This window comes from Cytobacillus sp. OWB-43 (assembly GCF_034651445.1).
In the GTDB taxonomy this organism is placed as follows: domain Bacteria; phylum Bacillota; class Bacilli; order Bacillales; family Cytobacillaceae; genus Cytobacillus; species Cytobacillus kochii.
Genome location: NZ_JAYEFF010000001.1, coordinates 375754 through 400272 on the forward strand (window position 1 = coordinate 375754; position 24519 = coordinate 400272).

General features: G+C 35.8%; 26 protein-coding genes. 21 read left to right on the plus strand and 5 right to left on the minus strand.

Annotated features, from left to right (window positions below):
- Nucleotides 1-35 precede the first annotated feature (35 nt).
- Together U9M49_RS01980 and U9M49_RS01985 are read left to right on the plus strand one after the other, a co-directional pair.
- A complete protein-coding gene (locus U9M49_RS01980; RefSeq protein ID WP_095369642.1) occupies nt 36-476 on the plus strand; it encodes a YlbF family regulator in 441 nt (146 codons plus the stop codon).
- Between the two features lie 123 nt (nt 477-599).
- On the plus strand, nt 600-875 hold the full coding sequence (locus U9M49_RS01985; RefSeq protein ID WP_095369641.1) for a YlbG family protein: 276 nt from the start codon (nt 600-602) through the stop codon (nt 873-875).
- A 50-nt stretch (nt 876-925) separates the two neighbouring features.
- Here the strand turns inward: U9M49_RS01985 and U9M49_RS01990 are convergent, their stop codons facing one another.
- Entirely contained in the window at nt 926-1315 is a 390-nt protein-coding gene (locus tag U9M49_RS01990; protein WP_095369640.1) for a methylthioribose kinase, read from the minus strand.
- A gap of 131 nt (nt 1316-1446) precedes the next feature.
- On the opposite strand from U9M49_RS01990, the gene U9M49_RS01995 reads away from it, so the two are divergent.
- The 3 genes from U9M49_RS01995 (at nt 1447) to coaD (ending at nt 4256) form a co-directional block, all read left to right on the plus strand.
- Entirely contained in the window at nt 1447-2829 is a 1383-nt protein-coding gene (locus U9M49_RS01995; RefSeq protein WP_322909203.1) for a hypothetical protein, read from the plus strand.
- A gap of 357 nt (nt 2830-3186) precedes the next feature.
- On the plus strand, nt 3187-3750 hold the full coding sequence (rsmD, locus tag U9M49_RS02000; protein ID WP_095369638.1) for a 16S rRNA (guanine(966)-N(2))-methyltransferase RsmD: 564 nt from the start codon (nt 3187-3189) through the stop codon (nt 3748-3750).
- Between the two features lie 23 nt (nt 3751-3773).
- Nucleotides 3774-4256, plus strand: a complete 483-nt coding sequence (coaD, locus tag U9M49_RS02005) for a pantetheine-phosphate adenylyltransferase (protein WP_322909204.1) — start codon at nt 3774-3776, stop codon at nt 4254-4256.
- 71 nt (nt 4257-4327) lie between these two features.
- On the opposite strand, the gene ylbJ is transcribed toward coaD, so the two are convergent.
- Nucleotides 4328-5542 carry a sporulation integral membrane protein YlbJ gene (gene ylbJ / locus U9M49_RS02010; RefSeq protein ID WP_322909205.1) on the minus strand — a complete coding sequence of 405 codons (1215 nt, stop codon included), beginning with the start codon at nt 5540-5542 and terminating at the stop codon, nt 4328-4330.
- A gap of 311 nt (nt 5543-5853) precedes the next feature.
- Here ylbJ and U9M49_RS02015 point away from each other — a divergent pair, with 311 nt between their 5' ends.
- Together U9M49_RS02015 and U9M49_RS02020 are read left to right on the plus strand one after the other, a co-directional pair.
- Entirely contained in the window at nt 5854-6642 is a 789-nt protein-coding gene (locus tag U9M49_RS02015) for a patatin-like phospholipase family protein (protein ID WP_322909206.1), read from the plus strand.
- Nucleotides 6639-7658, plus strand: a complete 1020-nt coding sequence (locus tag U9M49_RS02020; RefSeq protein ID WP_322909207.1) for a SepM family pheromone-processing serine protease — start codon at nt 6639-6641, stop codon at nt 7656-7658. The genes U9M49_RS02015 and U9M49_RS02020 overlap by 4 nt, the downstream gene beginning before the upstream one ends.
- Nucleotides 7659-8051: 393 nt before the next feature.
- On the opposite strand, the gene U9M49_RS02025 is transcribed toward U9M49_RS02020, so the two are convergent.
- Complete coding sequence (locus U9M49_RS02025; RefSeq protein ID WP_307314596.1) at nt 8052-9266, minus strand: nucleotidyltransferase; 1215 nt, start codon at nt 9264-9266, stop codon at nt 8052-8054.
- Between the two features lie 230 nt (nt 9267-9496).
- Here U9M49_RS02025 and U9M49_RS02030 point away from each other — a divergent pair, with 230 nt between their 5' ends.
- The 4 genes from U9M49_RS02030 to U9M49_RS02045 all read left to right on the plus strand — a co-directional run bounded on the left by U9M49_RS02030 (nt 9497) and on the right by U9M49_RS02045 (nt 12127).
- Nucleotides 9497-10018, plus strand: coding sequence for a YceD family protein (locus U9M49_RS02030; RefSeq protein ID WP_095369632.1), 522 nt, complete (start codon nt 9497-9499; stop codon nt 10016-10018).
- A 149-nt stretch (nt 10019-10167) separates the two neighbouring features.
- The gene (rpmF, locus tag U9M49_RS02035) at nt 10168-10341 is read left to right on the plus strand and encodes a 50S ribosomal protein L32 (RefSeq protein ID WP_095369631.1); all 174 of its coding nucleotides are present in this window, start codon (nt 10168-10170) and stop codon (nt 10339-10341) included.
- 347 nt (nt 10342-10688) lie between these two features.
- Complete coding sequence (locus tag U9M49_RS02040) at nt 10689-11450, plus strand: enoyl-CoA hydratase/isomerase family protein (protein ID WP_307314590.1); 762 nt, start codon at nt 10689-10691, stop codon at nt 11448-11450.
- A 92-nt stretch (nt 11451-11542) separates the two neighbouring features.
- The gene (locus tag U9M49_RS02045; RefSeq protein WP_095369629.1) at nt 11543-12127 is read left to right on the plus strand and encodes an RsfA family transcriptional regulator; all 585 of its coding nucleotides are present in this window, start codon (nt 11543-11545) and stop codon (nt 12125-12127) included.
- A 112-nt stretch (nt 12128-12239) separates the two neighbouring features.
- Here the strand turns inward: U9M49_RS02045 and U9M49_RS02050 are convergent, their stop codons facing one another.
- Nucleotides 12240-12725 carry an N-acetyltransferase gene (locus U9M49_RS02050; RefSeq protein ID WP_095369628.1) on the minus strand — a complete coding sequence of 162 codons (486 nt, stop codon included), beginning with the start codon at nt 12723-12725 and terminating at the stop codon, nt 12240-12242.
- A 264-nt stretch (nt 12726-12989) separates the two neighbouring features.
- On the opposite strand from U9M49_RS02050, the gene U9M49_RS02055 reads away from it, so the two are divergent.
- From U9M49_RS02055 to U9M49_RS02065, 3 genes are read left to right on the plus strand one after another with little or no spacing between them, the layout of a single operon-like run.
- A complete protein-coding gene (locus tag U9M49_RS02055) occupies nt 12990-14336 on the plus strand; it encodes an acetyl-CoA carboxylase biotin carboxylase subunit (RefSeq protein ID WP_095369627.1) in 1347 nt (448 codons plus the stop codon).
- Between the two features lie 23 nt (nt 14337-14359).
- On the plus strand, nt 14360-14572 hold the full coding sequence (locus tag U9M49_RS02060; protein ID WP_095369626.1) for a biotin/lipoyl-binding carrier protein: 213 nt from the start codon (nt 14360-14362) through the stop codon (nt 14570-14572).
- Between the two features lie 13 nt (nt 14573-14585).
- Entirely contained in the window at nt 14586-16127 is a 1542-nt protein-coding gene (locus U9M49_RS02065; RefSeq protein WP_307314581.1) for an acyl-CoA carboxylase subunit beta, read from the plus strand.
- Between the two features lie 87 nt (nt 16128-16214).
- On the opposite strand, the gene U9M49_RS02070 is transcribed toward U9M49_RS02065, so the two are convergent.
- On the minus strand, nt 16215-16661 hold the full coding sequence (locus U9M49_RS02070) for a PH domain-containing protein (RefSeq protein ID WP_095369625.1): 447 nt from the start codon (nt 16659-16661) through the stop codon (nt 16215-16217).
- Between the two features lie 302 nt (nt 16662-16963).
- On the opposite strand from U9M49_RS02070, the gene U9M49_RS02075 reads away from it, so the two are divergent.
- The 7 genes from U9M49_RS02075 (at nt 16964) to U9M49_RS02105 (ending at nt 24510) form a co-directional block, all read left to right on the plus strand.
- Nucleotides 16964-17863, plus strand: coding sequence for a 2-dehydropantoate 2-reductase (locus U9M49_RS02075; protein ID WP_322909208.1), 900 nt, complete (start codon nt 16964-16966; stop codon nt 17861-17863).
- Nucleotides 17860-18249, plus strand: coding sequence for a DUF3397 domain-containing protein (locus tag U9M49_RS02080; protein ID WP_095369623.1), 390 nt, complete (start codon nt 17860-17862; stop codon nt 18247-18249). Before U9M49_RS02075 ends, U9M49_RS02080 begins: the two co-directional genes overlap by 4 nt.
- Nucleotides 18250-18414: 165 nt before the next feature.
- Nucleotides 18415-20049, plus strand: coding sequence for a bacillithiol biosynthesis cysteine-adding enzyme BshC (bshC, locus tag U9M49_RS02085; RefSeq protein ID WP_095369622.1), 1635 nt, complete (start codon nt 18415-18417; stop codon nt 20047-20049).
- Between the two features lie 394 nt (nt 20050-20443).
- The gene (gene mraZ, locus U9M49_RS02090) at nt 20444-20875 is read left to right on the plus strand and encodes a division/cell wall cluster transcriptional repressor MraZ (RefSeq protein ID WP_095373480.1); all 432 of its coding nucleotides are present in this window, start codon (nt 20444-20446) and stop codon (nt 20873-20875) included.
- A gap of 72 nt (nt 20876-20947) precedes the next feature.
- On the plus strand, nt 20948-21880 hold the full coding sequence (rsmH, locus tag U9M49_RS02095; RefSeq protein WP_095369621.1) for a 16S rRNA (cytosine(1402)-N(4))-methyltransferase RsmH: 933 nt from the start codon (nt 20948-20950) through the stop codon (nt 21878-21880).
- Between the two features lie 30 nt (nt 21881-21910).
- On the plus strand, nt 21911-22273 hold the full coding sequence (gene ftsL, locus U9M49_RS02100; RefSeq protein WP_095369620.1) for a cell division protein FtsL: 363 nt from the start codon (nt 21911-21913) through the stop codon (nt 22271-22273).
- Nucleotides 22273-24510: a penicillin-binding protein gene (locus tag U9M49_RS02105; protein WP_095369619.1), complete on the plus strand. Its 2238-nt coding sequence runs from the start codon at nt 22273-22275 to the stop codon at nt 24508-24510. The genes ftsL and U9M49_RS02105 overlap by 1 nt, the downstream gene beginning before the upstream one ends.
- The last annotated feature ends 9 nt before the right edge of the window (nt 24511-24519 follow it).

Here is a 24519-nt window from a genome sequence, read left to right on the forward strand (position 1 = left end):
CCATGATATGATGAAAAGTGGAGGTGAGCTTCCAGATGCTTGCTACTTTAGAAAGATTAGAGATATTGGACGTAGCCGATGAGATTGTCACGATGATTGTCAAGTCTGAGGAAGCTACTCAATACAAGCAATGCCTCAAGGAGATGCAATCAAATCCTGAAACTCAGGAAAAGATTCGTCAATTTGTTGAAATGAAAGATCTTTATGAGGATGTACAACGATTTGGTAAGTATCATCCTGATTATAAAAGAGTTACGATGTCTATACGTCAGTTAAAGAGAGAAATGGATATGGATCCGTATGTTGCAGCGTATAGGCAATCGGAAACAGAGTTACAGAGTTTGCTTGACGAAATTAGCGTCATTATAAGTCACTCTGTGTCTCAACATATTAAAGTCCCAACAGGTAACCCATTTTTTGATAATGCTTGTTCGGGTGGTTGTGGATCAGGCGGAGCATGTAGCTGTTCTGCTTAACAGTGCGGTCATGACCGCACTGTTTTTTTAAAAAGATAGAGAATGAAAAAATCAATCACATTGTAAAAATAATGAAATATATGCTAGACTAATAACAATCATTTGAACAAAAGGGGAAGTATTATGCTTGGAGAGAGGCAAGGTTTAATTGTTTGGCTTTATTCATTAAAGCAAGCGAAAATGTTACGTCGCTTTGGGAACGTTCATTTTGTATCGAAACGGTTAAAGTACGTAGTTGTTTATTGTAACATGGAGGATATCGACGCTTTAACTGAAAAGATTAGTTCATATTCGTTTGTTAAAAAAGTTGAACCTTCATACAAACCTTTTTTAAAAACTGAATTTGAAAACGCAAAACCAGATAAAGCAAAAGAGTATGATTATAAGATGGGCATTTAACAACTTAAACAAACCTAGGCACATATAGTAAATATAGTGCCTAGGTTTGTTTAAGTTAGTGCAGGTAAATAGTGATTTAACCTGAAAATAGCGATTAAATGTTGAAAATATAAGTCTTTCTCAGAGAAAAGTGTCGAAGGTTTCACATTGAATTGGATGAGTTCTTTATTTAACTCTTTCGCTGTATCCGCAAATAATTGAAAGCGTTTATTAGGTTTGATTGTATGATTTGGCACGCCTTCTCTGCATATATATATAGGTTGGAATTTACCTTCAGCAGGTGGGTTTAATATCACGATAAGTGAACTCATCGCCTTGTCATTTATGGTTGTATGTAAAACCATCATATGTTTAAGGCGGTCATCATTCCTTTTCGCTATCTCTATCAATTCATAAATGTCAGAAAACCCTTCTCCGAGTTCAATAAATCTTTGAATCATATTTGTTCTCCTTTTATGTTTAATCAACACTTCCCTACTTTATCATTTTTTTTTATTGATTAGAAGGATATTCGGTGTTTATATATAATTAGGTACAATTATCTCTTGAATGAGTAGTAAGGGAGCACAAGATGAAAAAGGTCATTTCTATTCTTTTTGTTATCATTATTCTCTGTATATTTTTTAACCAATGGGACCAATTCATAACAGATGAGCAAACTGTCAATGCACAAGAAAGTGCACAAACAAATGTTACCATTCATTCAGATGAAAAATCTGTGCAAGTCTTTCAAACGATTTCTAGTTTATCTGACAAATCCATTTACGAAATAATCGTACCGGAGAAAGCTTCAAATTGGACATGTACATATAATGATAAAGATGAGTGTAAGAGAGTTTGGCGAGCTGAAAATATAATTGAAACTAAAGGTAGTCAGTTACATATTACCTATAGTTTGCCTCTAAATAAAAAGACTAACACTTTGATTCGTGATTGGTTATTTCAATTAAAGGGTGTCACTATAGATCATGTGGAATTAAAAATCATTGAATCTCACCATCGAAATGGAAAGTGGCTGGCTGGTATTCCTTTATCTGGGTTCGTAAAAGAGGATCTAATAGATTATTACTTCTTTTCTGGTAAGACCAACAATCCGGCACTGCTTTGGTATAATGAAGAAATAAACACCGAGCGAAACGAAACGCAGTATTCGTACTATGGTAATCACTATCCTGAGATCAAAGAACTGATACAAAAACATGAAGAAAAGGTAAAAGAAGCAAATTTTTTAAGTATCATTACAACTAATCAGTTGAAAAGTGGTCTATTTGGAGGCATTCTCATTTTACCTAGTGGAGAATTATTAGAAAGAGAATTAGTAGACGCTCTCTATTTCCATTCTATTGAAAGTGAAGAAATAGAATGGTTATTGGATTTGTTAACCTCATTTATTATTGATGAAAATCCTCGGTTTGATTTAAGTATGTATGCTTTTAACGAACTAAAAGAAAAGCTAACTTCAAGTGAGTTGGAACAGCTTGTTGCCAATATTTCCGACTTGGATGAAAGTTTCGTGCCAGAAGATATGGATGAGATACTTTATCAAATAACGGGAAAACAAACGAACTTCTTTGCTGAATTATTAAGGAATAAACAACCGGTTTCTTTAGAATTATATACAATGAAAGATTATCATTGGAATAATAAAAAATTAACTGTGAAAGTAATTGAAATTGATGGAATAGAGTGGGTACCTCTACAAAAGACAATGTCATTCCTCGAGTTTGAAACAGAGCGTTTATCTGAAACGGAATGGGCAATCTTTAATGACAAAGATGTTTATCGTCTATATTCAGACCAGTCGATTTTTATAAGAAACGAAGAGGTTTTTGGCTTGTTAGAACATCCACTGAAAAAGATGAATGGAGAGTATTATTTAGAAAAAAAATGGCTCCAGTCTATTTTTCATATAAACTTCAGAGAAGAGGGTAATAAAGTTTATTTTGACATGTAAAAGGAAAGCATATGTGGAATGATAGAATCATTCCTATTTGAATGAGTTCACCGTCGATAAAAATAAAAAAATCCCTGTAGCAAAAACCTACAGGGTCCTTCCAACCATCTAATAGGCAGAAGGTAAAGGGAGAGGAGAAACCGGAGGAAGAACTTATGGGGAAACGTAAGTCTTCTCCGCGGTTGGCAACAACATCGTTTAGATGCTGTTAATTTCATTATCTCCATATAAGACATTGTTATACATTTTTATTCGACATCTCTTGAAATACTTAGGAGAATATGAGTTTGTTTCCTATAAAAAGTATGGTAGGATGATGAAGAAAAATTGAATTTAGAATAAGTGGTGAGTAGTAGTATGCGGGTAGTATCTGGTCAATATAAAGGAATGCAACTTAAAGCCGTTCCTGGCAAATCAACAAGACCAACAACTGATAAAGTAAAAGAAGCAATCTTTAATATGATAGGACCCTATTTTGATGGTGGCATTGCACTTGATTTGTTCGCTGGAAGTGGCGGCCTTGGGATTGAGTCATTAAGTAGAGGTGTAGAAAAAGCGATTTTCGTTGATCGTGATAGCAAAGCAATACATACAGTACATGAAAATTTACGAATTTGTAAAATCGAAGAAGACGTTGAAGTTTATAGAAATGACGCAGAAAGAGCTTTAAAAGCCATTATGAAAAGGGAGTTGCAATTTGATTATATCTTCCTTGATCCACCTTACAAAAAGCAGCAACTCGTTAAATTGTTAGAAATCATTAGTCAACAGAGGTTACTAAAGCAAAGTGGCATTATAATGTGTGAACATAGCTCGGATATACAATTACCCACATTATGCGGGGACTTAGAACAAGTAAAGTATGAAAGCTATGGTATCATTGCTGTTTCCATTTATCGTTATATTGTACCTAATGAATAAATTAGAAAGCAGGGGGAATAAAAATGAGCGGGATTGCCGTATGCCCAGGAAGTTTTGATCCAATTACTTTTGGCCATTTAGATATTATTAAAAGGGGAGCAAAAGTATTTGATGAAATACATGTCGTGCTACTTAATAATTCTTCTAAGAACCCACTCTTTTCTGTTGAAGAAAGAATTCATTTAATTGAAGAAGTGACGAAAGACATTCCTAATGTCAAGGTTGGGACTTTTCAAGGTTTATTAGTGGATTATGCAAAAAGTGTAAATGCAAAAGCAATCATTCGCGGTCTAAGGGCAGTATCTGACTTTGAATATGAGATGCAAATCACATCGATGAATCGCGTATTAAATGATGAGATTGAAACATTCTTTGTTATGACGAATAATCAATATTCCTTCTTGAGCTCAAGTATCGTAAAAGAAGTGGCAAAATATCAAGGAGATATTTCTGACCTCGTTCCAGCTGAGGTACAAGATGCGCTACATAAAAAATTCGCTAAGTAAAATAAAGAGGCAGATCAACTCAGGGAGTGTCTGCCTTTTTTTATACAATCTTTTAGTTTTAAGGTCGTGTACTAATGGGAAAGAAAATGCCTACGATAGTAGATGAAAATATATAAAATAAGAGAAAATAAAGTAATGAGAGGTCCAAGTGTTATCATGTAATCATATATGGTAAAGGCTTCGCCTTGAAAAACGGGTATGGCGTTAGATGGTTGCTCAAATGACACACGGTCGTAGAGTAAATGCCAAAAAAGGTAGGCGTAAAAAGCAGCAATAAATGAATGAATAATACGAGCGATGAAAAATGGCTTAAAACGAATATCGGATTGAGCGATAATGCTTGCGACTTGTGATTGAACACTAAATCCACAGAAGGCCAAGATAGCACTGGCGATCATTACTTTTTGTAGCAACGGAACATGATCGACTTGAGCAGTCATCTGATTTCCTTGAGTCAGTTCAAATATGCCAGAAAATAATGCTTTACTAAAATCAGGGGAGATTTGGAAAATAGATAATAATAAACCGAGCCCATGAGCGAAAAAGTCTGTAATGCCGATGTGGAATAATAATTTATTTATGACCGAAAATAAAATAATAAAGCCACCGATCATTAATAAAGTATGAATAGAAGATATTACAGCATCACCAACAAGTTTTCCTAATGGACGCTGTTCTTGTAATCTTGTTTCATGTAAGACATTAAATGCTTCCTTAAATGAAAATTTTCGCGCGGGGGGCGTCGCTATCTTAGTGTTCTTCTTTTCTTCCTTTCGTCCGTAAAACCGCATGATTAAACCTACAGTTAAATTACCAAGATAATGGGCTAAAGCAAGGATAATCCCTAATTTTGTATTATGAAAGAAACCAACAGACACTGCGCCAAAAATAAACAAGGGATTGGAACAGTTAGAGAAGGAAACAAGTCGCTCTGCTTCCAGACGTGATATTTGTTTCTCTTGTCTTAATCTTACAGTGAACTTTGCTCCAGCTGGATAACCAGATGCCATTCCCATGGCTAACACAAAGCCACCTACACCTGGAACTCTGAATAGTGGTCGCATGAGTGGTTCTAATAGTACACCAATAAATTTTACTACACCAAAACCGATTAAAACCTCGGCTATAATAAAAAACGGTAAAAGTGAAGGAAAAACAATCTCCCACCACATTTCGAGGCCCCTTCTCGATGCATCAACGGATTCTTGTGGATATAATATAAGTGAAACGGCGATTAATGATGCCGAAAGTGCAAGCATGAATGTTTTTAACTTTGAACGTGACACGAACGAGCCTCCCTTATGTAATACGGCTGGAACACAATGTAAGCATGTCCTTCTTCTATTGAATATACGACGACAGATGAAAAATTAGACCATTGATTTCAAAATGACATTTACTTACTATTGATGAATCTTCATTTTAAAAAGATTCGAACTTTACAAAAAAGTATGGAAATATCTGAAAATGAAATCATTCGTCTGTTAACTAAAGCAACTATTTATACATAAGATAATAAATAGTATTTGGTTGTTTGATATCAATACATTAAAGAAGAAAGACAATCATTTTATGAAAGGGATTGGAGGGAAAGATTTTGGTTCGACCAAAAATAGGTCTTGCTCTCGGATCTGGTGGTGCGCGTGGGTTTGCACATCTTGGTGTAATAAAAGCGCTTGTGGATGAAGATATACCAATTGACATGATTGCAGGGAGCAGTATGGGGGCAATGGTAGGCTGCTTTTACGCTACAGGAATAGATATTGAAACATTATATAAATTTTCCACTGTTTTTAAAAGAAAGTATTATTTAGATTTTACGGTCCCTAGAATGGGATTTGTCGCTGGTAATCGAGTGAAGGAATTCATCCGTGTATTCACACAAGACAAGAAAATAGAAGATTTAAAAATTCCTGTTTCTGTAGTCGCAACTGACATCCAGAAGGGAGAAAAGGTTATTTTTCAAGACGGGCCAATAGCAGAAGCTGTTAGAGCAAGTATATCTATTCCTGGTATTTTTGTACCTGAAAAGGTTGAAGGACGGCTACTAGTTGATGGAGGGGTTATTGACCGTGTGCCTGTTTCAGTTGTAAAAGATATGGGCGCAGATATTATTATTGCTGTTGATGTCTCAAGAGTAAATGTTCAGACAGAGATACACTCCATTTATGATGTTATTATGCAGAGCCTAGATATTTTACAAATGGAGAATGTGATTAACCGTGAAATAGCATCCAATGTGATGATTCGACCAAGTGTAGAGATGTATAGTTCAAAAGCTTTTACAAATATAAATGAAATAATTAAGATAGGAGAAGAGGAAGCGCTCAAATATATCGACACAATAAAAGAAATTATCAAAAATTGGAAGGAGCCAAATGAATGAAAAGAAAAATTTGGGCTCGCTCCTTCTTTGTCTTAGCATTACTCGTCCTTGTTACTTCTTTTATACAACTTCCTTATTATGTCTCAAAGCCAGGTATGGCGAAAGAATTAGAACCAATCATTGAAGTTGAGAATGGTGACAGCGCTACAGGTAGTTTCATGCTTACGACTATAAGAATGGGCAAAGCTAATATTTATACTTATTTATGGGCAAAATGGCAAAAATATCAACATATTTATCCTATCGAGGATATCCGAAGAGATGATGAAACAGATAGAGAATATCAGTTAAGGCAATTATACTTAATGGATAACTCCAAGCAGTCAGCCATAGAAGTGGCATATCAACATGCTGGATTAGATGTGAATTACAATTATCAAGGCGTGTATGTACTTAATATTATGGAAGGTATGCCAGCAGAAGGGAAACTTGAAGCATCAGATAGGGTAACAAAAGTAGATGGAAAATCTTTTCAATCTTCGGAGCAATTCATTGATATGGTTTCATCAAAATCGGAAGGTGATAGCATATCCCTTACGTTTGAAAGAAATGGGGAACAAAGAGAAACCGATATCGAACTAGAGAAAATTGCTGCGACTGGGAAGGCTGGTGTGGGCATTACTTTAGTGGATGATAAAGAGATATCAGTAGATCCAGAAGTGGCGATTGATACAAGTGAAATTGGAGGTCCATCAGCTGGCTTTATGTTTTCATTAGAAATTTATAATCAGTTAGTTGAGGGAGATTTAACAAAGGGTTATGAAATCGCTGGAACTGGCACAATCTCACCAGATGGCACAGTAGGGCGCATCGGTGGAATAGATCAAAAAATTGTGGCTGCAGATAATGCCGGCGCAGACATTTTCTTTGCACCGAATGAGAATAATAGTAATAAGTCAAACTACAAAGAAGCTGTTAAAACAGCTAAAGATATTGGTACTGATATGAAAATCATCCCAATTGACACTTTTGCTGATGCCGTGAAGTACTTAGAAGGGCTAGAAAATAAATCATAGATCCAAGGACCTGTCGTGTGGGGCATGTAATGTATAAACGGAGAGATTCTGCTCAATCATCAGAATTTCTCCGTTTTTTTTATGAGATTTATTTCTGCTTAGTTATAAGTAACACCAAATTATACAATCTATGTAAATTTATTCGAATTCTATTGCCTAGGTGTACAAGTAGTGTGAAGAATGAAGAGGAGAAGGACCTAGCTCGGTCAACTAGAAATAGCCAATCAAAGGATTATATGTACATCTGGAGTGGAAAACTTCAAGATAGATAAGCAAAACGGTCTTGCGCGTCCATCCAGATTAAAAAAATGAGAGATAGACGAGCAAAAGCAGTTTTATTCGACCATCTCTCAAACATTGTTTTTCGCAGTAAACATTCGGCACGTATCTATATCATTTGTCATAAATGATTGGTGGTTGGCTAAAGTCAAGTTTTAAAAGCTCCTGCTGTTGTGGAGAATTAGCTGCAAGCGCATATATTCTAGTTGCTTTAAGATCTAGTGCTAATGACTCTCGATTTTTGTCTGAGACCTTAGAAATGAGAGGAAGCTTAAACTCGCCTTTATATTTATTTAAGTAAACCCTTCCTTTTTTGGACATACCAAGGAGGCGAAGGTATGGTGCTTGTTTTAAATGTGACATAGATTGTTTACCTGCATTGATAAGTATATATAAACAAATTCTCTGGATGCGTGTCCAAGTATATCGTTTTGTTTTCACTGCTTCCATAAATGTTTGAAAAGAAGTTGAAGTCTTGCTCGCTTCGATTAAACGGAATTCGATTCCTTCTTCAACCTCATAAATTTCTCTAAGTTGAGCAGGTGACGAACTGAGCAAGCGGTATTGTAGCATAGGCCAATACAGTTCCCAATGATGCAGAACTCCAAACTTTTTATAATACGAATGCAAGGCTTCATATGAGGTTCTCGGCATATATTTAAAAGTTTCTTCTATATTTGCTTCTTGAGAAAATATCTTTTTTCTTATGCTAGTTGCACTTGCTATGGTTGATGAGTTAAAGTCTTCATCATGGTACTCGGCATTCTTTCTTGCGATGGTTGTTGGCTCCATTTTCGCATTTTGTTGCTTTATAGCTTTTATGTATTGGAAGCCAAGAATATTATTTGGTTTAGTTAGGTCCACTATTTCTTCATCGATGGTCAATTGTTGGAAAGCAAGAGATGCAGATTTAGGATAACTATAGCCTTCTTTACTATAATTTCTAATCAGTTGGTTATACTCCTTTTCATGTTGATGTAACTGACGATAAGTTGATAAAAAGGGCTGTATACTACCTTGCTCACTACCAAATGATAAATATTGACACAGAGTGGCATCGAGTATTGAAATGGCTCCATTTGCAAATATATCTGCTTGAGATGTCGCAAATGAAAAAGGAAGTTCAAAAACAAGGTCACAACCACCAGCCAATGCCATTTCAGCCCGTGCCCATTTTGACACGATTGCCGGCTCTCCTCTTTGCAGGAAATTACCACTCATCACACAAATCACCACGTCTGCACCTGTTTCTTTTTTTGCTTGCTCTACTTGATAGGCATGCCCATTATGAAAAGGATTATATTCAACGACAATACCAACAGCTTTCATCTGTTAACCACTCCTTCTTAAATCTTAATTATAAATGAAGAAATAAAATTTCACTAATGCTTACATAAATCGACGATAAAGGTTTGCAAATTGAACAAAATTGGTTACAATACTAAGAGAAAATGAGATAAATGAATCTCTTTTCAATAACCTTCTGACTGTAAAGAAAAAATATTGACAAATAATTATATGAAAGCTATAATTACCTTTGTTGCCTTGGGGTGATTTATATGAAATGGACTTTAAGTCAGTTACAGAAATATCGAAGCAAGGACTTCTCTTTTGATGAAATCGTCAATGTTGATGAAGTAATCAAAATGGATGCTGAAATCAGAGATGCATCACCAATGAGAATTACTGGTCGAGCAGATATTGATTCTGAGAAAGTGATTGTCCATTTTAAAATGGAAGGTCATTTGATTCTCCCTTGTTCTCGCACATTAGTTGACGTTAAATATCCAATTAGTGTGGAAACAATTGAAACATTCCTCTTGAAAGCTAGTGATTATGAAACTGAAGAGGAAGTTCATCAAGTGCAAGGTGATGTAATAGACATGATGCCTATTATACATGAACTGCTTGTGCTTGAGGTCCCTATGCAAGTATTCTGCGATGATAGCGGTGAAGAGGGCGCTCCTCAATCAGGAAAAGATTGGGAGGTCATTTCCGAGCAAGAGAAAACGGAAAAGATTGATCCACGTCTTGCTGGACTTGCTCAGCTACTTAATCAAAAGGATTCTTCTGATTCATAACTGGAAGAAAACAGTGAAAGCTGGTCTTAATAATTTTTTCTTCATAGTGTATGTTCAAAATATAGAGAGGTCTTTTCTACTCTATTTTATTAATAGAAGTTAATCCTCAAGTTTGAACGACTCTAAATCTCTATAAGGAGGTGGGAATAATGGCTGTACCTTTTAGAAGAACATCTAAAACTGCAAAAAGACAACGTCGTACCCATTTTAAATTACAGGTTCCTGGTATGGTAGAATGCCCAAATTGTGGTGAAATGAAACTTTCACACCGCGTTTGTAAAGCTTGTGGAACTTACAAAGGAAAAGAAGTTGTAAACAACTAATTTTTCATATGACAAAACGCTGGAGCAATAAAAGCTTCAGCGTTTTTTCTATTGTCAATTTAGCTGGCAAAAGTAGATAGGTTATGCAGTGGAGTATTCTTGAGCACCCGTAATCACCTATTACGCATCTACAACTTGAGAAAAGGTTCATACTAGAGCGAGAAAGAACTGCATTTCGAAGTGGAATCTTATTAGGCTGAATCAGTAGGAATAATGGATTTAAACCCGTCAAACATAAAAATGATAATGAAAAACCAAGGTATAAGCCCAATGGACCTAAATGCTTTGCAAAACGGATTCCTAATTTTTTTAGTTAAATTATACTTTTTAAAGGAGATTTGATGATAATGAGCAGTTATTCAATACATAAAGAAGAAAATTTGCTTGTATTCACGATTACTAGAGAACATAAGAGAAATGCCATTAATTATGAGGTAATGGATGGCCTACTTAAAGTAATTAAAATGACTAAACAAGAAGCAAATATAAAAGGGTTGGTCATCACTGGAGAAGGAGAGAGTGCTTTTTGCTCTGGTGGTGACTTATCCGCTTTTCAAAATTTGATCACTGCAGAAGATGCCTATAACATGCTATCTAAAATGTCAAAGATTTTATATAAGCTCACTACACTCAACAAGCCGACAATTGCCCTTATTAATGGAACTGCAGTAGGTGGTGGTTGTGAACTAGCTACAGCATGTGATTTCCGCATCGCTAAAAAAGGAACGAAAATGGGCTTTATTCAAGGTACTTTAGCCATTACTACAGGTTGGGGCGGAGGTAGCCTATTGTTAGAGAAGTTGGAGAACGAAGTCGCTTTAAAGTTACTGATGGAAGCTAGGCCACTCCCGGCAGAAGACTTGTATAATAAAGGTTTTATTCATGCTATTTATGATCAAGTGAGTATGGAAGTAGTGCAACAATTCTTTGCCAACATTAATAGAATTCATACAAATGTTTTATCTGCCTATAAAGAGATCCTTGTTCGTAAGTGGAAGGTCACACAATTAGAAAAAAGAATGGAAGAAGAAGTTCGCACTTGCTCGACACTTTGGAGTATGGAAAGTCATCATCAAGCGGTAAATAAATTTTTAACAAAAAATAAGTAAATAAAGAAAACGAGTGAATATCCCATGTTTAAGTCTATCTTTTCTAGTATAAGCATAAGATGAAATAAAAACACTACTAGGAGGGGTTAGGGATGTCTTCTACTCGTCAAGATGCGTGGTCACAAGATGAAGATGTTTTGCTAGCTGAAGTCGTTCTTCGCCAGATAAGAGGGGGAGGAACACAACTTCAAGCATTTGAAGAAGTGGGTAAAAAGCTATCAAGAACAGGTGCTGCGTGTGGGTTTCGTTGGAACTCTTATGTAAGAAAGCAATATAAGAAAGCGATAGATGTAGCAAAGAAACAACGGAAAGAATTAAAGAACCGTAAAAAAGACCCAGAACTAACATCATTGGTTGTTGAAGAGGTGGCAAAAGATAAACATGTTTCAACAAGCCACCCGCAATTAAGCTTTAATGAAATTGTAGAGAGCCTTAAATCTGTATTTGAACAAGCGGAAAACGCCAATTCTGCTGAAAAAAACTCATTATCTCAGTATGAGGGGAAAATTATTTCTTTAGAAAAACAAACATTTTATTTAGCTGCTGAAAATGAAAGGTTATTAAAAGAAATACAAACATTGGAGCAGGATTATAAGGCGCTTGTAGAAATAATGGAGAAGGCAAGAAAAATGGTTGTACTAAAAACGGACGATCGCGAAAAGAATGTTCGTGTTTAGTTTCTATCCTACAATTTATTGATACTATTTATACTTAAATTTCCTTATCCATTTTTATTTTAAATTATAAACATAAAAGAGCACTCCATCCTAATGGAGTGCCTATTTATGTTTATTCGTCTTCTTTTAAAGATTCCTTTACCATACCTTCGGGAAACCATAGAACAGGATTTTCCCCTAAATCCCTATCCATATCATATTGGGCTGAAGTGAAGCCCATCTTTTCCCAGAATTCCTTTGACTTAATTCTTGTGTTTGTCTTAATAGGTAGGTTAAAGCTCTTGGCGAAGTTAACAAGTGCTGTTCCATAACCTTTTGATTGATAATCCTTCAATACTTCAAGCTTCCAAAGTTCTAAATAATCATGAGAAGGTTGGAAGTAACGGTCGAATTTAGCTTCTACTTTATAAAGACTCATGCGGGCAACCAGTAGGTCCCCAAAGTAAATGCCATAAAAAGGCGATTGGCTTCCGTTTTCTATTATATTGCCTTCGAGATCCTCGAGCATTGATAATTCTTGAAGACCATATTCTTTAAACTTTTTAAAATCTTCTAAGGTTCTGTAATTTACTTTTAGTCTTTCAACTTTATAGCTCATGATTCATCCCCCTAAAACACCTATGTAATTTATTGAATGCGCTTACTCTATATCATTATATAACAATATTAAGAAAATTTCTTTAGTAAACTGTCATTCTTTTATCATTCAAGACATAAAAATGTATTGTTCAAAAATAAACGTAAGCGTTTTCAATAAAAAAGAAGGAAAAAGAGCGAACCTTGTAGAAATAGGGAATATTGCGATAAATTAATTTTATTTGCATTTGGTTAATGTAACAACGAACGAAGGGAGAATAAATGATTGCAGAAAATTTTAATTGCCAATAGAGGAGAAATTGCCTTAAGAATTATTAAAACTTGTAAAGCACTGGGGATCGAAACGGTAGCAATATACTCAGAGGCAGATGAAGGGATGCCTTTTGTTATTGAGGCAGATCAAGCATTTTTAATTGGACCACCACCGGTCAATCAATCTTATTTAAATGTTGAGAAAATCATTCAAATAGCTTTAGCAGAGAAAGTTGATGCCATTCATCCAGGCTATGGTTTCTTATCGGAAAATGCAGAATTTGCTAGAAGAATTCATGCAGCAGGTATTATCTTTATCGGTCCAAACCCTGACACAATTGAAAAAATGGGAGATAAGATTATATCTAGGCAAACGATGGAAAAAGCGGGTGTACCTATTGTGCCCGGTAGCAATAGTGGTGTTGTAACAGTTGAAGCTGCTCTGGCTTTAGCTGAAACATATGGTTACCCTATTATGCTTAAGGCAAGTGGGGGCGGTGGTGGAATCGGTATGGTGCGCTGTGAAACTGAGCAAGCGCTCAAAAATGCCTTCTCCTCGACAAAATCAAGAGCGAAAGCATATTTTGGCAGTGATGAAGTATTTGTAGAAAAGTGTATAGAGGGTAGTCGTCATATTGAGGTACAAATATTTGGTGATGATAAGGGACAAATTGTTAGCTTATTTGAAAGAGATTGTTCTATTCAAAGAAGGCATCAGAAAGTCATTGAGGAATCGCCTAGCCCTTCTCTTTCAATGAAAACGAGGGATAAGATGCTTGAGACTGCTATTAAAGCAGGAGAGGCAGTAGGTTATAAAAATGCTGGTACCGTTGAATTTATCGTCGATGCGGATGAGAATTTCTACTTCCTTGAAATGAATACACGTCTCCAAGTCGAGCATCCTGTCACAGAACAAATCACCGGGATTGACCTTGTAGAATGGCAAATTGATATTGCTAAAGGAAATGAACTTCCCCTTAAGCAAAGTGAAATCAAATCAGTTGGACATGCGATGGAGTTCCGCCTGTATGCGGAAGACCCCGTTACATTTATGCCTTCACCTGGTACGATTAGTAAACTAAAATGGGGAAACCTTGATGGTATCCGTATTGATTATGGCTATGTTGAAGGTTCTAAAGTAACTCCGTTTTACGATCCAATGATAGCGAAATGTATTATAAATGGCGAGAATCGAGAGGAAACATTACAAAAGGCAGCACAATTTTTTAATGATCTAGAAATTTCTGGTATTAAAACGAATGCTCCGTTGTTTGTAGAAATTTTAGCTGATCAAGATTTTAGTAAAGGTAAATATACAACTGATTTTTTGAAAAATAAATCTTTAATAAAAAAACAGTAATACCATCCAAGGAGGAAAAGAAAATGAAAGAAATCGTAGCAAATATGGCAGGTACAGTTCTTAATGTGTTAGTTGCAAATGGTGATGAAATTACTGCAGGGCAGGAAGTGCTTGTCTTAGAAAGTATGAAAATGGAAATTCCTGTTGAGAGCAATGAAGGCGGTAAAGTAGCTGAATTAAAAGTTAATATCGGTGATTTTGTAAATGAAGGCGATTCTTTATTAGTTTTAGAATAAGGAGAGATAAATCATGACAACGATACAAACATTAACAGACGATTTAAAAGAGAGACGAAAGAAAATTGAAGCAGGTGGTGCACCTAAATACCACGAAAAGCTTGAAGGCCAAAATAAATTATTTGCACGAAAGCGTTTGGAACTATTATTGGATGATGGTTTTTACGAAGAAGATGGTAAGTTTGCTAACTGTAGTGAAGAAGGATTGCCAGCTGATGGAGTCATCACGGGAGTAGGAAAGATTAATGGGCGCACAGTTTGTGTGATGGCGAATGATTCTACTATTAAAGCAGGTTCATGGGGAGCTAGAACAGTTGAAAAGATTATTCGAATTCAAGAAACAGCTGAAAAACTTAAAGCTCCATTGCTTTATTTAGTAGATTCAGCCGGTGCAAGAATAACTGATCAATTAGATATGTTTCCAAACCGTAGAGGTGCTGGGAGAATTTTTCATAATCAAGTAAAACTTTCAGGTGTTGTACCACAAGTTTGTTTACTATTTGGACCATCTGCAGCAGGCGGCGCGTATATTCCCGCATTTTGTGATATTGTCATTATGGTAGACGGGAATGCTTCTATGTATTTAGGATCACCAAGAATGGCGGAAAAAGTGATTGGGGAAAAGGTTTCCTTAGAAGAAATGGGCGGAGCAAGAATGCATTGTTCTGTTAGTGGTTGTGGCGATTACTTAGCATACAGTGAAGAAGAAGCGATTACGGTTGCACAAAACTATTTATCTTATTTTCCGGGGAATTTTCAAGAGTTACCTCCAACTAAAGAACCTGTAGCGCCTAAAGCTGGTAAGTCTTTAGAAGAGATCATTCCTGTGAATCAAAATGCCCCATTTGATATGTATGAATGTATTGAACAACTAGTTGATGAGAATAGTTTTTTTGAAATGAAGAAATTATTCGCTGCTGAACTTATTACTGGAATAGCGAGAATAGATGGAAAGCCAGTCGGGATTATAGCGAATCAGCCAAAGGTTAAGGGTGGCGTTCTTTTTGTTGACTCGGCTGATAAAGCAGCAAAGTTTATCTCACTATGTGATGCTTATCATATTCCGTTGTTATTTCTAGCGGATGTTCCAGGGTTTATGATTGGCACAAAAGTAGAAAGAGCAGGTATTATTAGACATGGTGCGAAGTTAATTGCTGCAATGAGTTCCGCGACAGTACCGAAGATTTCAGTTATTGTCAGGAAAGCTTACGGTGCGGGATTGTATGCGATGGCGGGACCTGCTTTTGAACCGGATTGCTGTATTGCCTTACCAACTGCTCAAATAGCCGTTATGGGACCTGAGGCTGCAGTTAATGCTGTTTATTCTAATAAGATTAATGAAATTGAAGATATGAAAGAGCGCATTGCGTATGTACAAGAAAAACAAAAAGAATATAAGGAAACAATTGATATTTATAAATTGGCATCGGAACTCATTATAGATGATATTATCGCTCCAGGCGAGCTTAGAAGTGCCCTTATTAACCGCTTTGAGTTATACGCAACAAAAGATATACCAATCGTTTCTAGAAAACACCCAGTAAATCCAGTTTAAAGACCCTACCCTGACCTTTCTTAGGAGAGTAATCAGGGTTTTTTCTTTTATAGATATTTATTGATTGAATTTCTGGAAATGTACAATCTACCAATTGATCTTATCGGTGCTAATGTTTAAGTTTTGCTTTCTCAGTTGATTGATAAACTCAGTTTTGTTTTTAGGTGAAATGGCAATTGTTTTGAACTTCCCATAATTAATTTCAAGTTTATCAATAGACAAAGCAGGATCTGTAAACGGGTTTTTCGTTTCCGTAACGCTGTGTATTTCAGCTAACTTGATTGTCCACCTAAAAGGGCCATATTGAATAGTAAGAACATCGCTTTTAATTGTATACCCTGTCTTAAACCAAATCCACAGCAGACATAATCCAATGAGCGATAAAGTAGAGATTTTTATCCATTGTTTATCTAGGAACGATGGGCTTATCCAAACACCGAAGTTTGGAAAGAAGATGGGTGGAATAATAAAAAACAATGCACATAACCAATAGATTATTGACAACCATAAATCTTTCTTTGATGGAAAATACATATCATCATTTCCTTTCGTTATTATGCATACGCTTTTCTTGTTTAATCGGTTTCGTAAATGTTGAAAAATTCACAAGTATGTTCGTATTACCTCATATCATTATTTATTTTAAAAGTGAAACGAATGTACTCTTTTAGATCTATATTGTTTATTTGCATGTAGAATTTTTAGTAATAATTATGTTATACCTAGTCAAACAAAAAAGAAAAATAGATGAAACTTTCATGAAAAAAAGAATCGTCTCACCTTTCAATAGCGAAATTTGCTAAAATGAGACTAAATACATTGTAAGTGAAGTGATAATGATGAAAATTGGGATTATTGGCGGAGGTTCTATCGGACTATTATATGCCTTCTATTTAAATAAACAACATGAGGTTACTCTTTATGTGCGTTCAGATGAGCAAAAGGACATTATCTCCTTAGAAGGTATCTTTTTAAATACGAAAGAAAATCGGAGGAATGAACGTATTCATGTTGAATATATACATAATTGGAAAGGGCAAGATGAGATTACCTTTGTTGCTGTAAAAGAATATCACCTTGACACACTCCTTGCCACTCTTAGCATACATACAAAAACGTTATTTATCTTCCTGCAAAATGGTATGGGTCATTTAGAAAAGCTCGAACGGTTAAAAAATCAACAAGTCTATATTGGTACAGTTGAACATGGTGCACTAAAGGTAAATAAAAATGAAGTGAATCATACGGGGTTAGGAGTAACAAAGCTTGCTCCTTTAACGGAAAATGCTGAACCCATCCAACTTTCAAATGTAATGGCTAATAGTGAAGATTTTCCATTCATGCTTTATCAGAACTATGAGGACATCATGCTGAAAAAATTAGTTGCAAATGCTGTGATTAACCCTTTAACAGCCATTTTAAAGATTCGAAATGGTTTACTAATTGAAGACCCATCTTATTTTAAAGTATTTAAAATCTTATTTACAGAAGTAACAGCTGCGCTTTCAATTAAAGATAGTCAAGAGATTGAAGCATATGTTGTATCAATTTGTAGGAAGACTGCTCATAATCAATCATCTATGTTTAAAGATATTGTTGAAGGCAGGAAAACAGAAGTTGATGCAATTGTTGGTTACTGTCTTACCCAAGCAAATAAAAATCAAGAAAGTGTACCATTATTAACATCTTGTTATTTTATGATCAAGGGGATGGAGAAAAAGGGGGAGAAAGATTGAGTGTATTTTTATCCTCGATGATTGCGACATTTATTACTATACCATTTCTAGGGTATTTACTCGTTTTTATCATTTGTAAACAAGTGACGAAAAAGCATAAGAAATCTGTACATCTAGCTCTTGATTTTAGCACATTGCTGCTCATTCTCTCTGTCCATTTTATGATTGCTTCAATTTGGAATCGCTCATACATTTGGTTGATTTTTCTTTTCCTTATTAGTACTGCTATACTTTATCTATTGTATTATTGGCGGGTTAAGCAAGAAATAGATTACGGTAAATTGTTCAAAGGATATTGGCGCATTAATTTTTTGTTTTTTCTCACTGCTTACTGTGTTTTAATAGCAATTGGTATTTTTAACAGAATTAGTCATTTGATGTTTTAAAAAAGACTCTTTAGTTGACTAAGGAAATATATTATCATTATGAATGATGAAATCAAAAGAAGTTAAAATCTAGCCCATCATAAGCAAAGTTTTTTTCTTTTCTTTTCTGACAATGCTATACTCATAAAGATACTTGGAAAATGTGTTTAGAAAGGAAGTTCATAGATGGAGATTTTGCATCTCACAATACCGGCCACTAATCGGTTTGCAACAGAGTATACTGCTCAAGATGAGAAAATTCAGCCATACTTCCACTACCGTTATAATCATATTAGTGATTTAAAGAGACGTATAGAAGAACTTGGTCAGAGAAATTTTTCACGAGATAAGCTAGTAAGTCATATAAGTGATTTCATGAATGGCTTTCCAACATCTGAGAAGGTACAAGAATCTCTTAAAAAGCTAAATGATGATAAAAGTGTAGTTGTTATTGGAGGGCAGCAGGCAGGTATAATGACTGGACCTCTTTATTCCATACATAAAGTCATTTCTATCATTGCCTTTGCTAAGGAAAAAGAGCGGGAATTAAATATTCCTGTTGTACCTGTTTTTTGGATTGCTGGTGAGGATCATGATTATCAAGAGGTAAACCATATTTATCGTTATGAAAACAACCAAATGAAAAAGCTGGTTTATCCAGAATCACCGAATGATAAAAAGATGGTATCAAATATCGCTATTGATTCAGATGTTTGTATCAAGTGGGTTGACGACATCATTGAGTCATTTGGTGAAACCGCATTTACAAAAGATATTATGTCATTCATTCATAAGGCTATAGAACAATCGAAAACATATGTAGACATATTTGCTCATTTAATTATGGGGATGTTTAAAGAACATGGTCTTTTATTGGTTGATTCAGGTAATGCGCAATTAAGACAATTGGAAAAGGGCATATTAGCTGAGCAAATCAAAGCTGCGACAAAAATGACAACAGCTGTGCTTGAAAATCAACAGAGATTACAAGCTGATGGTTATGCAAAAATGCTAGAAATTAGTGAAAATGCTGCTAATCTCTTCTATTATGATGAAGTTTTTAAAGAGAGAATCCTACTTGATTACAATCATCAAACCCAATGTTTTGTGAATACAGATGCTAAAATAAGCTTCACATTAGAAGAAATGTTAACGATGGCTGAAACAACACCCGAGAAACTGAGTAATAATGTTGTTACCAGACCTTTAACACAGGAATTACTTTTCCCCACATTAGCGTTTATTGCTGGACCAGGGGAAATCGCGTACTGGGCTGAACTGCAAAAAGTGTTTGAGCAGTTCTCTTTAAAAATGCCGCCACTTGTCCCACGCTTGAATTTCACGATTTTAGAGAGAGCAATTGAATCGGAAATGACAGAGCTTGGATTACAATTAGAAGACGTATTAATGAATGGTACTGAAGAACGAAAGAATCAATTTCTTCAATCAGTCCAAAGTAAAGAACGAGATGAAATCTTAAGCGAATTACAAGCGAAAATTGAAGAATCTTACAAACAGTTGTTAGCTTATACTTCAGAGAAAGAAAAGGGTATGTACCCACTCGTAGAAAAAAATCAAGCACTTGTACAAAAGCAAATTGCATTTATACAAACTAAATTTAAACAATCGACTGAGCAAAAATATACAAATATACTCTCGAAATTTGATCGTATCCAATCTTCCGTAAAACCAGACGGTATCCCACAAGAAAGGGTTTGGAATGGACTTTATTTTATCAATAAGTATGGTTTATCATTCTTCTCCCGGATTCTCGATCATGAACTACCTTTTGATGGTACGCATAAAGTGATGAAGGTATAAAGCAAAAGACTTAAATACTTCTCAATATTAGAGGAGGATTTAAGTCTTTTTTTGTGCACAAAGTAAAATAATAGGCACATAAAAGGTGGGAGAGGTTTAGGCTAGCCAAACGACAAGGGAAGATTTTGTAGTTGTCCGTAAGAATATGTCTTTGTCGATTTTTAAAATGTGTGACTAACGAATCTTCTTCTTTTGACAATTCTCTTTCAGCTTAATTCAAAATGAAATGGATAAGGTAAAAAAAGCAAATATTTTTGTAAAAAGATAGCGAAAGAAAAATATTTGAAAAATAAAAAAACAGCAGGAATTTATTGGACGTGAGCGAATCATTTAAAATAGTGGAGGAAAGTGGGGGAATGTGGTACATTTGTGTTAGAAAGTGGGTGAAGCGGGTATGTTTATGGGAGAATACCATCATAATGTTGATACAAAGGGCCGCTTAATCGTACCTGCTAAATTTCGTGAGAACTTAGGAGAGACATTTGTATTAACACGAGGTTTGGATCAATGTTTATTTGGTTATCCCTTAACAGAATGGAAAGAGCTTGAAGAGAAACTTAAAGCTTTACCCATGACAAAAAAGGACGCCCGCGCTTTTACCCGATTTTTCTTCTCGGGTGCAACAGAATGTGAAATTGACAAACAAGGACGAGTAAATATCGCTTCCCCACTAATGCAATATGCAAAATTAGATAAAGAATGTGTCGTATTAGGTGTTTCCAACCGAATTGAGATTTGGAGTAGAAGCCTTTGGGAAGAATATTTTGCAGAGTCAGAAGAATCTTTTGCTGAAATTGCAGAAAATATGATTGGCTTTGATATTTAAACAAGGCCTAACCCGAATGAATACATAAGGGGACTTTTACACACAATTACAGGTTGGGAAGGATGAGCAACAATGTTTAATCATACAACAGTACTTTTAAAAGAGACCGTAGATGGACTAAATGTGAAAGAAAATGGGATATACGTGGATTGTACTTTAGGTGGAGCTGGGCATAGTGAATATTTATTATCACAGCTCTCAAGTGAAGGAAGATTATTCTCTTTTGACCAAGATGAAACGGCAATTGAGAATGCGAAGGAGAAACTTGCTAAGTACAGTGGGCAAGTGACACTGGTAAAAAGTAATTTTAGTCATTTAAAGGAAGAATTGAATGCAAGAGGGATTTCTGAAGTGGATGGTATTTTGTATGACCTAGGTGTTTCATCTCCTCAATTGGATACACCGGAAAGAGGTTTTAGTTATCATCATGACGCTCCGCTCGATATGAGAATGGATAAGCAAGCGGAGGTTTCAGCCTATGATGTTGTCAACCATTGGTCATATAACGAACTTGTGAAAATCTTTTTTAAATATGGTGAAGAAAAATTTTCTAAACAAATTGCAAGAAAAATTGAGTTAGCAAGAGAAAAAGCGCCGATAAAAACAACAGGTGAATTAGTAGATTTGATCAAGGAAGGCATACCTGCCCCAGCTAGAAGAAAAGGGGGTCATCCAGCTAAGCGGATTTTCCAAGCGATACGCATTGCTGTTAATGATGAATTAGGGGTATTCGAGCAGTCATTAGAGCAAGCGATGGGCTTGCTAAAAAGTGGTGGGAGAGTGAGTGTTATTACATTCCACTCGTTAGAGGATCGTATTTGTAAAGCGGCTTTTAAAGAGGCCAGCTCAACACCAGATCTACCACCGGGACTGCCGGTTATTCCTGATGAATATCAACCTAAGATGAAATTAGTGAACAGAAAACCTATTATTCCATCTGAAGAGGAGTTATCCCATAATAATCGATCTCGTTCAGCTAAACTCAGGATTATAGAAAAAATATAAAATAAAAGATACACACTCAGGAGGGGAAATATGGAGAATGTAGCTCGTAAACTACAGCAAGAACAACATGTATCTAATCAGCCGGCTCAAGCGCCAAAAAAGAAAATAAAAGATCGTAAATCATTGCTCTCGCCTGGAGAAAAAATAATGGGTATCGTATTTGCGGGTGCAGTTTTCTTTGGCGCCACAACAATTATTTCAAATCAAGCAGGTTTATATGAAGTAAATGCGGAAATTCAAGACACGCAAAAAGCAATCACTGAACAACAGAGTGTGAATAGTGATTTAAAAATGCAAATCGAGGAATTAAGTCGTCCAGACCGTGTAAAACAAGCAGCTGAAAAATCTGGCTTTGAAATGAATGAATCTCCTAAGGTTGTTGGTGGTGAGTAATGTATAAGAAGCAAAGAAATATGAATGTTGGAGCAGCGATATTGTTTATGATATTCAGTCTGCTCTTTTTTGTCTTGCTTTTCCGGTTTATCTCTATTCAAGTGTCTGGTGAAGCGGGTGGTAAAGTCATTGCTGCACAAGCTGAACAGTTGTACCAAGGTTCAACAACCATTGAATCTAAACGTGGGACAATTTACGATCGTAATGGCAATGTCATTGCTGAGGATAGTACAGCTTACACTTTAGTTGCCGTCTTATCAGAAAAAATGACCAAGAATAAAGATAATCCGAAACATGTGGTTGAACCAGATGAGACGGCAAAGCAATTAGCTGAAGTCATTGATATGGAAGAGTCTGAAATCTACGAAAGATTAACAATCAATGAGAGGCGAGGCAAGGATGAACAGTTATTCCAAGTGGAATTCGGCCGTGCAGGTCAAAAATTAACAGTTAGTCAAAAGAAGAAAATAGAAGAGTTAGAGTTGCCAGGTATTGTTTTTCAACCGCAAACCATCCGTTTTTACCCTAATGGAACTTTTGCCTCGCATCTTATCGGGTATGTTGATTCCGTAGAAGGTGAAGATGGAAAACTCGAAGACAAAGGAATTATGGGCTTAGAGAAGAGCTTGAATGATTTAATGTTAGGAGAAGATGGCAAGTTTTCTTATGAAAAAGATATTTGGGGATACTTATTACCAAATGGTGAAGAAGTCGTAGAAAAAGCAGAAGACGGAAATGATGTATATTTAACAATCGATAATAAAATTCAAATCTTTTTAGAAGAAGCAATGAGCAAAGTAAGTGAAAAGTATGACCCAGAAAAGATGGTCGCCGTTGTCGCTGACCCGAAAACAGGCGAAATTCTTGCGATGAGCCAACGACCTACATTTAATCCAGAAACACGGGAAGGCATTGACCAAACATGGCGTAATCTCGCTATTGAGGATTCGTTTGAACCAGGTTCAACAATGAAAGCTTTTACGTTAGCAGCGGCAATTGAGGAAGGGGTATTTACACCTAATGCAACCTTCGAATCTGGTACGTATAAAGTTACGGAAAAATCTCCACCAGTAAGAGACCATAATAATGGACAAGGATGGGGTTCAATTACGTATTTAGAAGGCATTCAACGTTCTTCTAATGTAGCGATAGCGAAAATGGTAAAAGATCAACTAGGCTATGAAACATATCGAGAATACTTGACGAAATTTGGTTTTGAAGAACCAACCGGAATTGATTTACCTAATGAAGCTGGAGGGAAAATCGTTTACGAATGGCCATTTGAAAAAGTAACAACGGCTTATGGTCAAGGAACCGCTATTACACCCATTCAACAAATACAAGCGGCGACTGCTATTGCTAGTAATGGGTCTATGAAGCAGCCTCATGTAATAAGTGAAATAATTAATCCAAACAATGATAAAGTGGTAAAAGAAGCAAAAGAAGAGATTAAGGGTCAACCGATTTCTGAGAATACAGCCAAGGAAGTTAGAAAGGTATTGGAAACGGTTGTCTCTTCTGAGAATGGGACAGGCCATAACCATTATCAAATTGATGGCTACAAAGTAGCTGGTAAAACAGGAACAGCACAAATACCCAAAGAGGGTGGTGGCTATATTACAGGGCGAGAAAATTATGTGTTCTCCTTTTTAGGAATGGCACCTGCTGAAGACCCTGAATTACTAGTATATGTGGCTGTTCAGCAACCGGAGCTTGAAAATACAGAAACAGGCAGCGATCCTGTTTCAGAAATTTTTAAACCGGTTATGAAGAATAGCTTAAGTTATTTAAGTATTGAACCTACTGACTACGATAAACTTCAAGTGAGTAAAGGATTGAATTTTGAAGGAAAATCTGTTGAAGAAGCGAAGAAGTCATTGGAGAAAAATGGTATGCAGCCAATTATTATCGGTGAGGGTAAAAAGGTTGTAGAACAATCACCAGGCGCTACAGAAAGTGTGTTAGAAGGTGAAAAGGTTATTCTTAAAACGGATGGGAAGCTTACTGTTCCAGACTTAACTGGTTGGTCGATGAGAGATGTGATGAAGTTCGTTAAGCTATCTAATCTTAAGCTTAACAGTGTGGGCAACGGTTTTGCTGTCAAGCAAAATCTAGCTCCAGGAAGCGCTATAAAAGAGAATGAATACTTAATCGTAGATTTTCAACAAAGTGGAAAGAAAACCTCTACTAATGAGGGAGAAGAACTGAAAGATGATAAAAGTGCGAGCGAACAGTAGAAGTTAAAG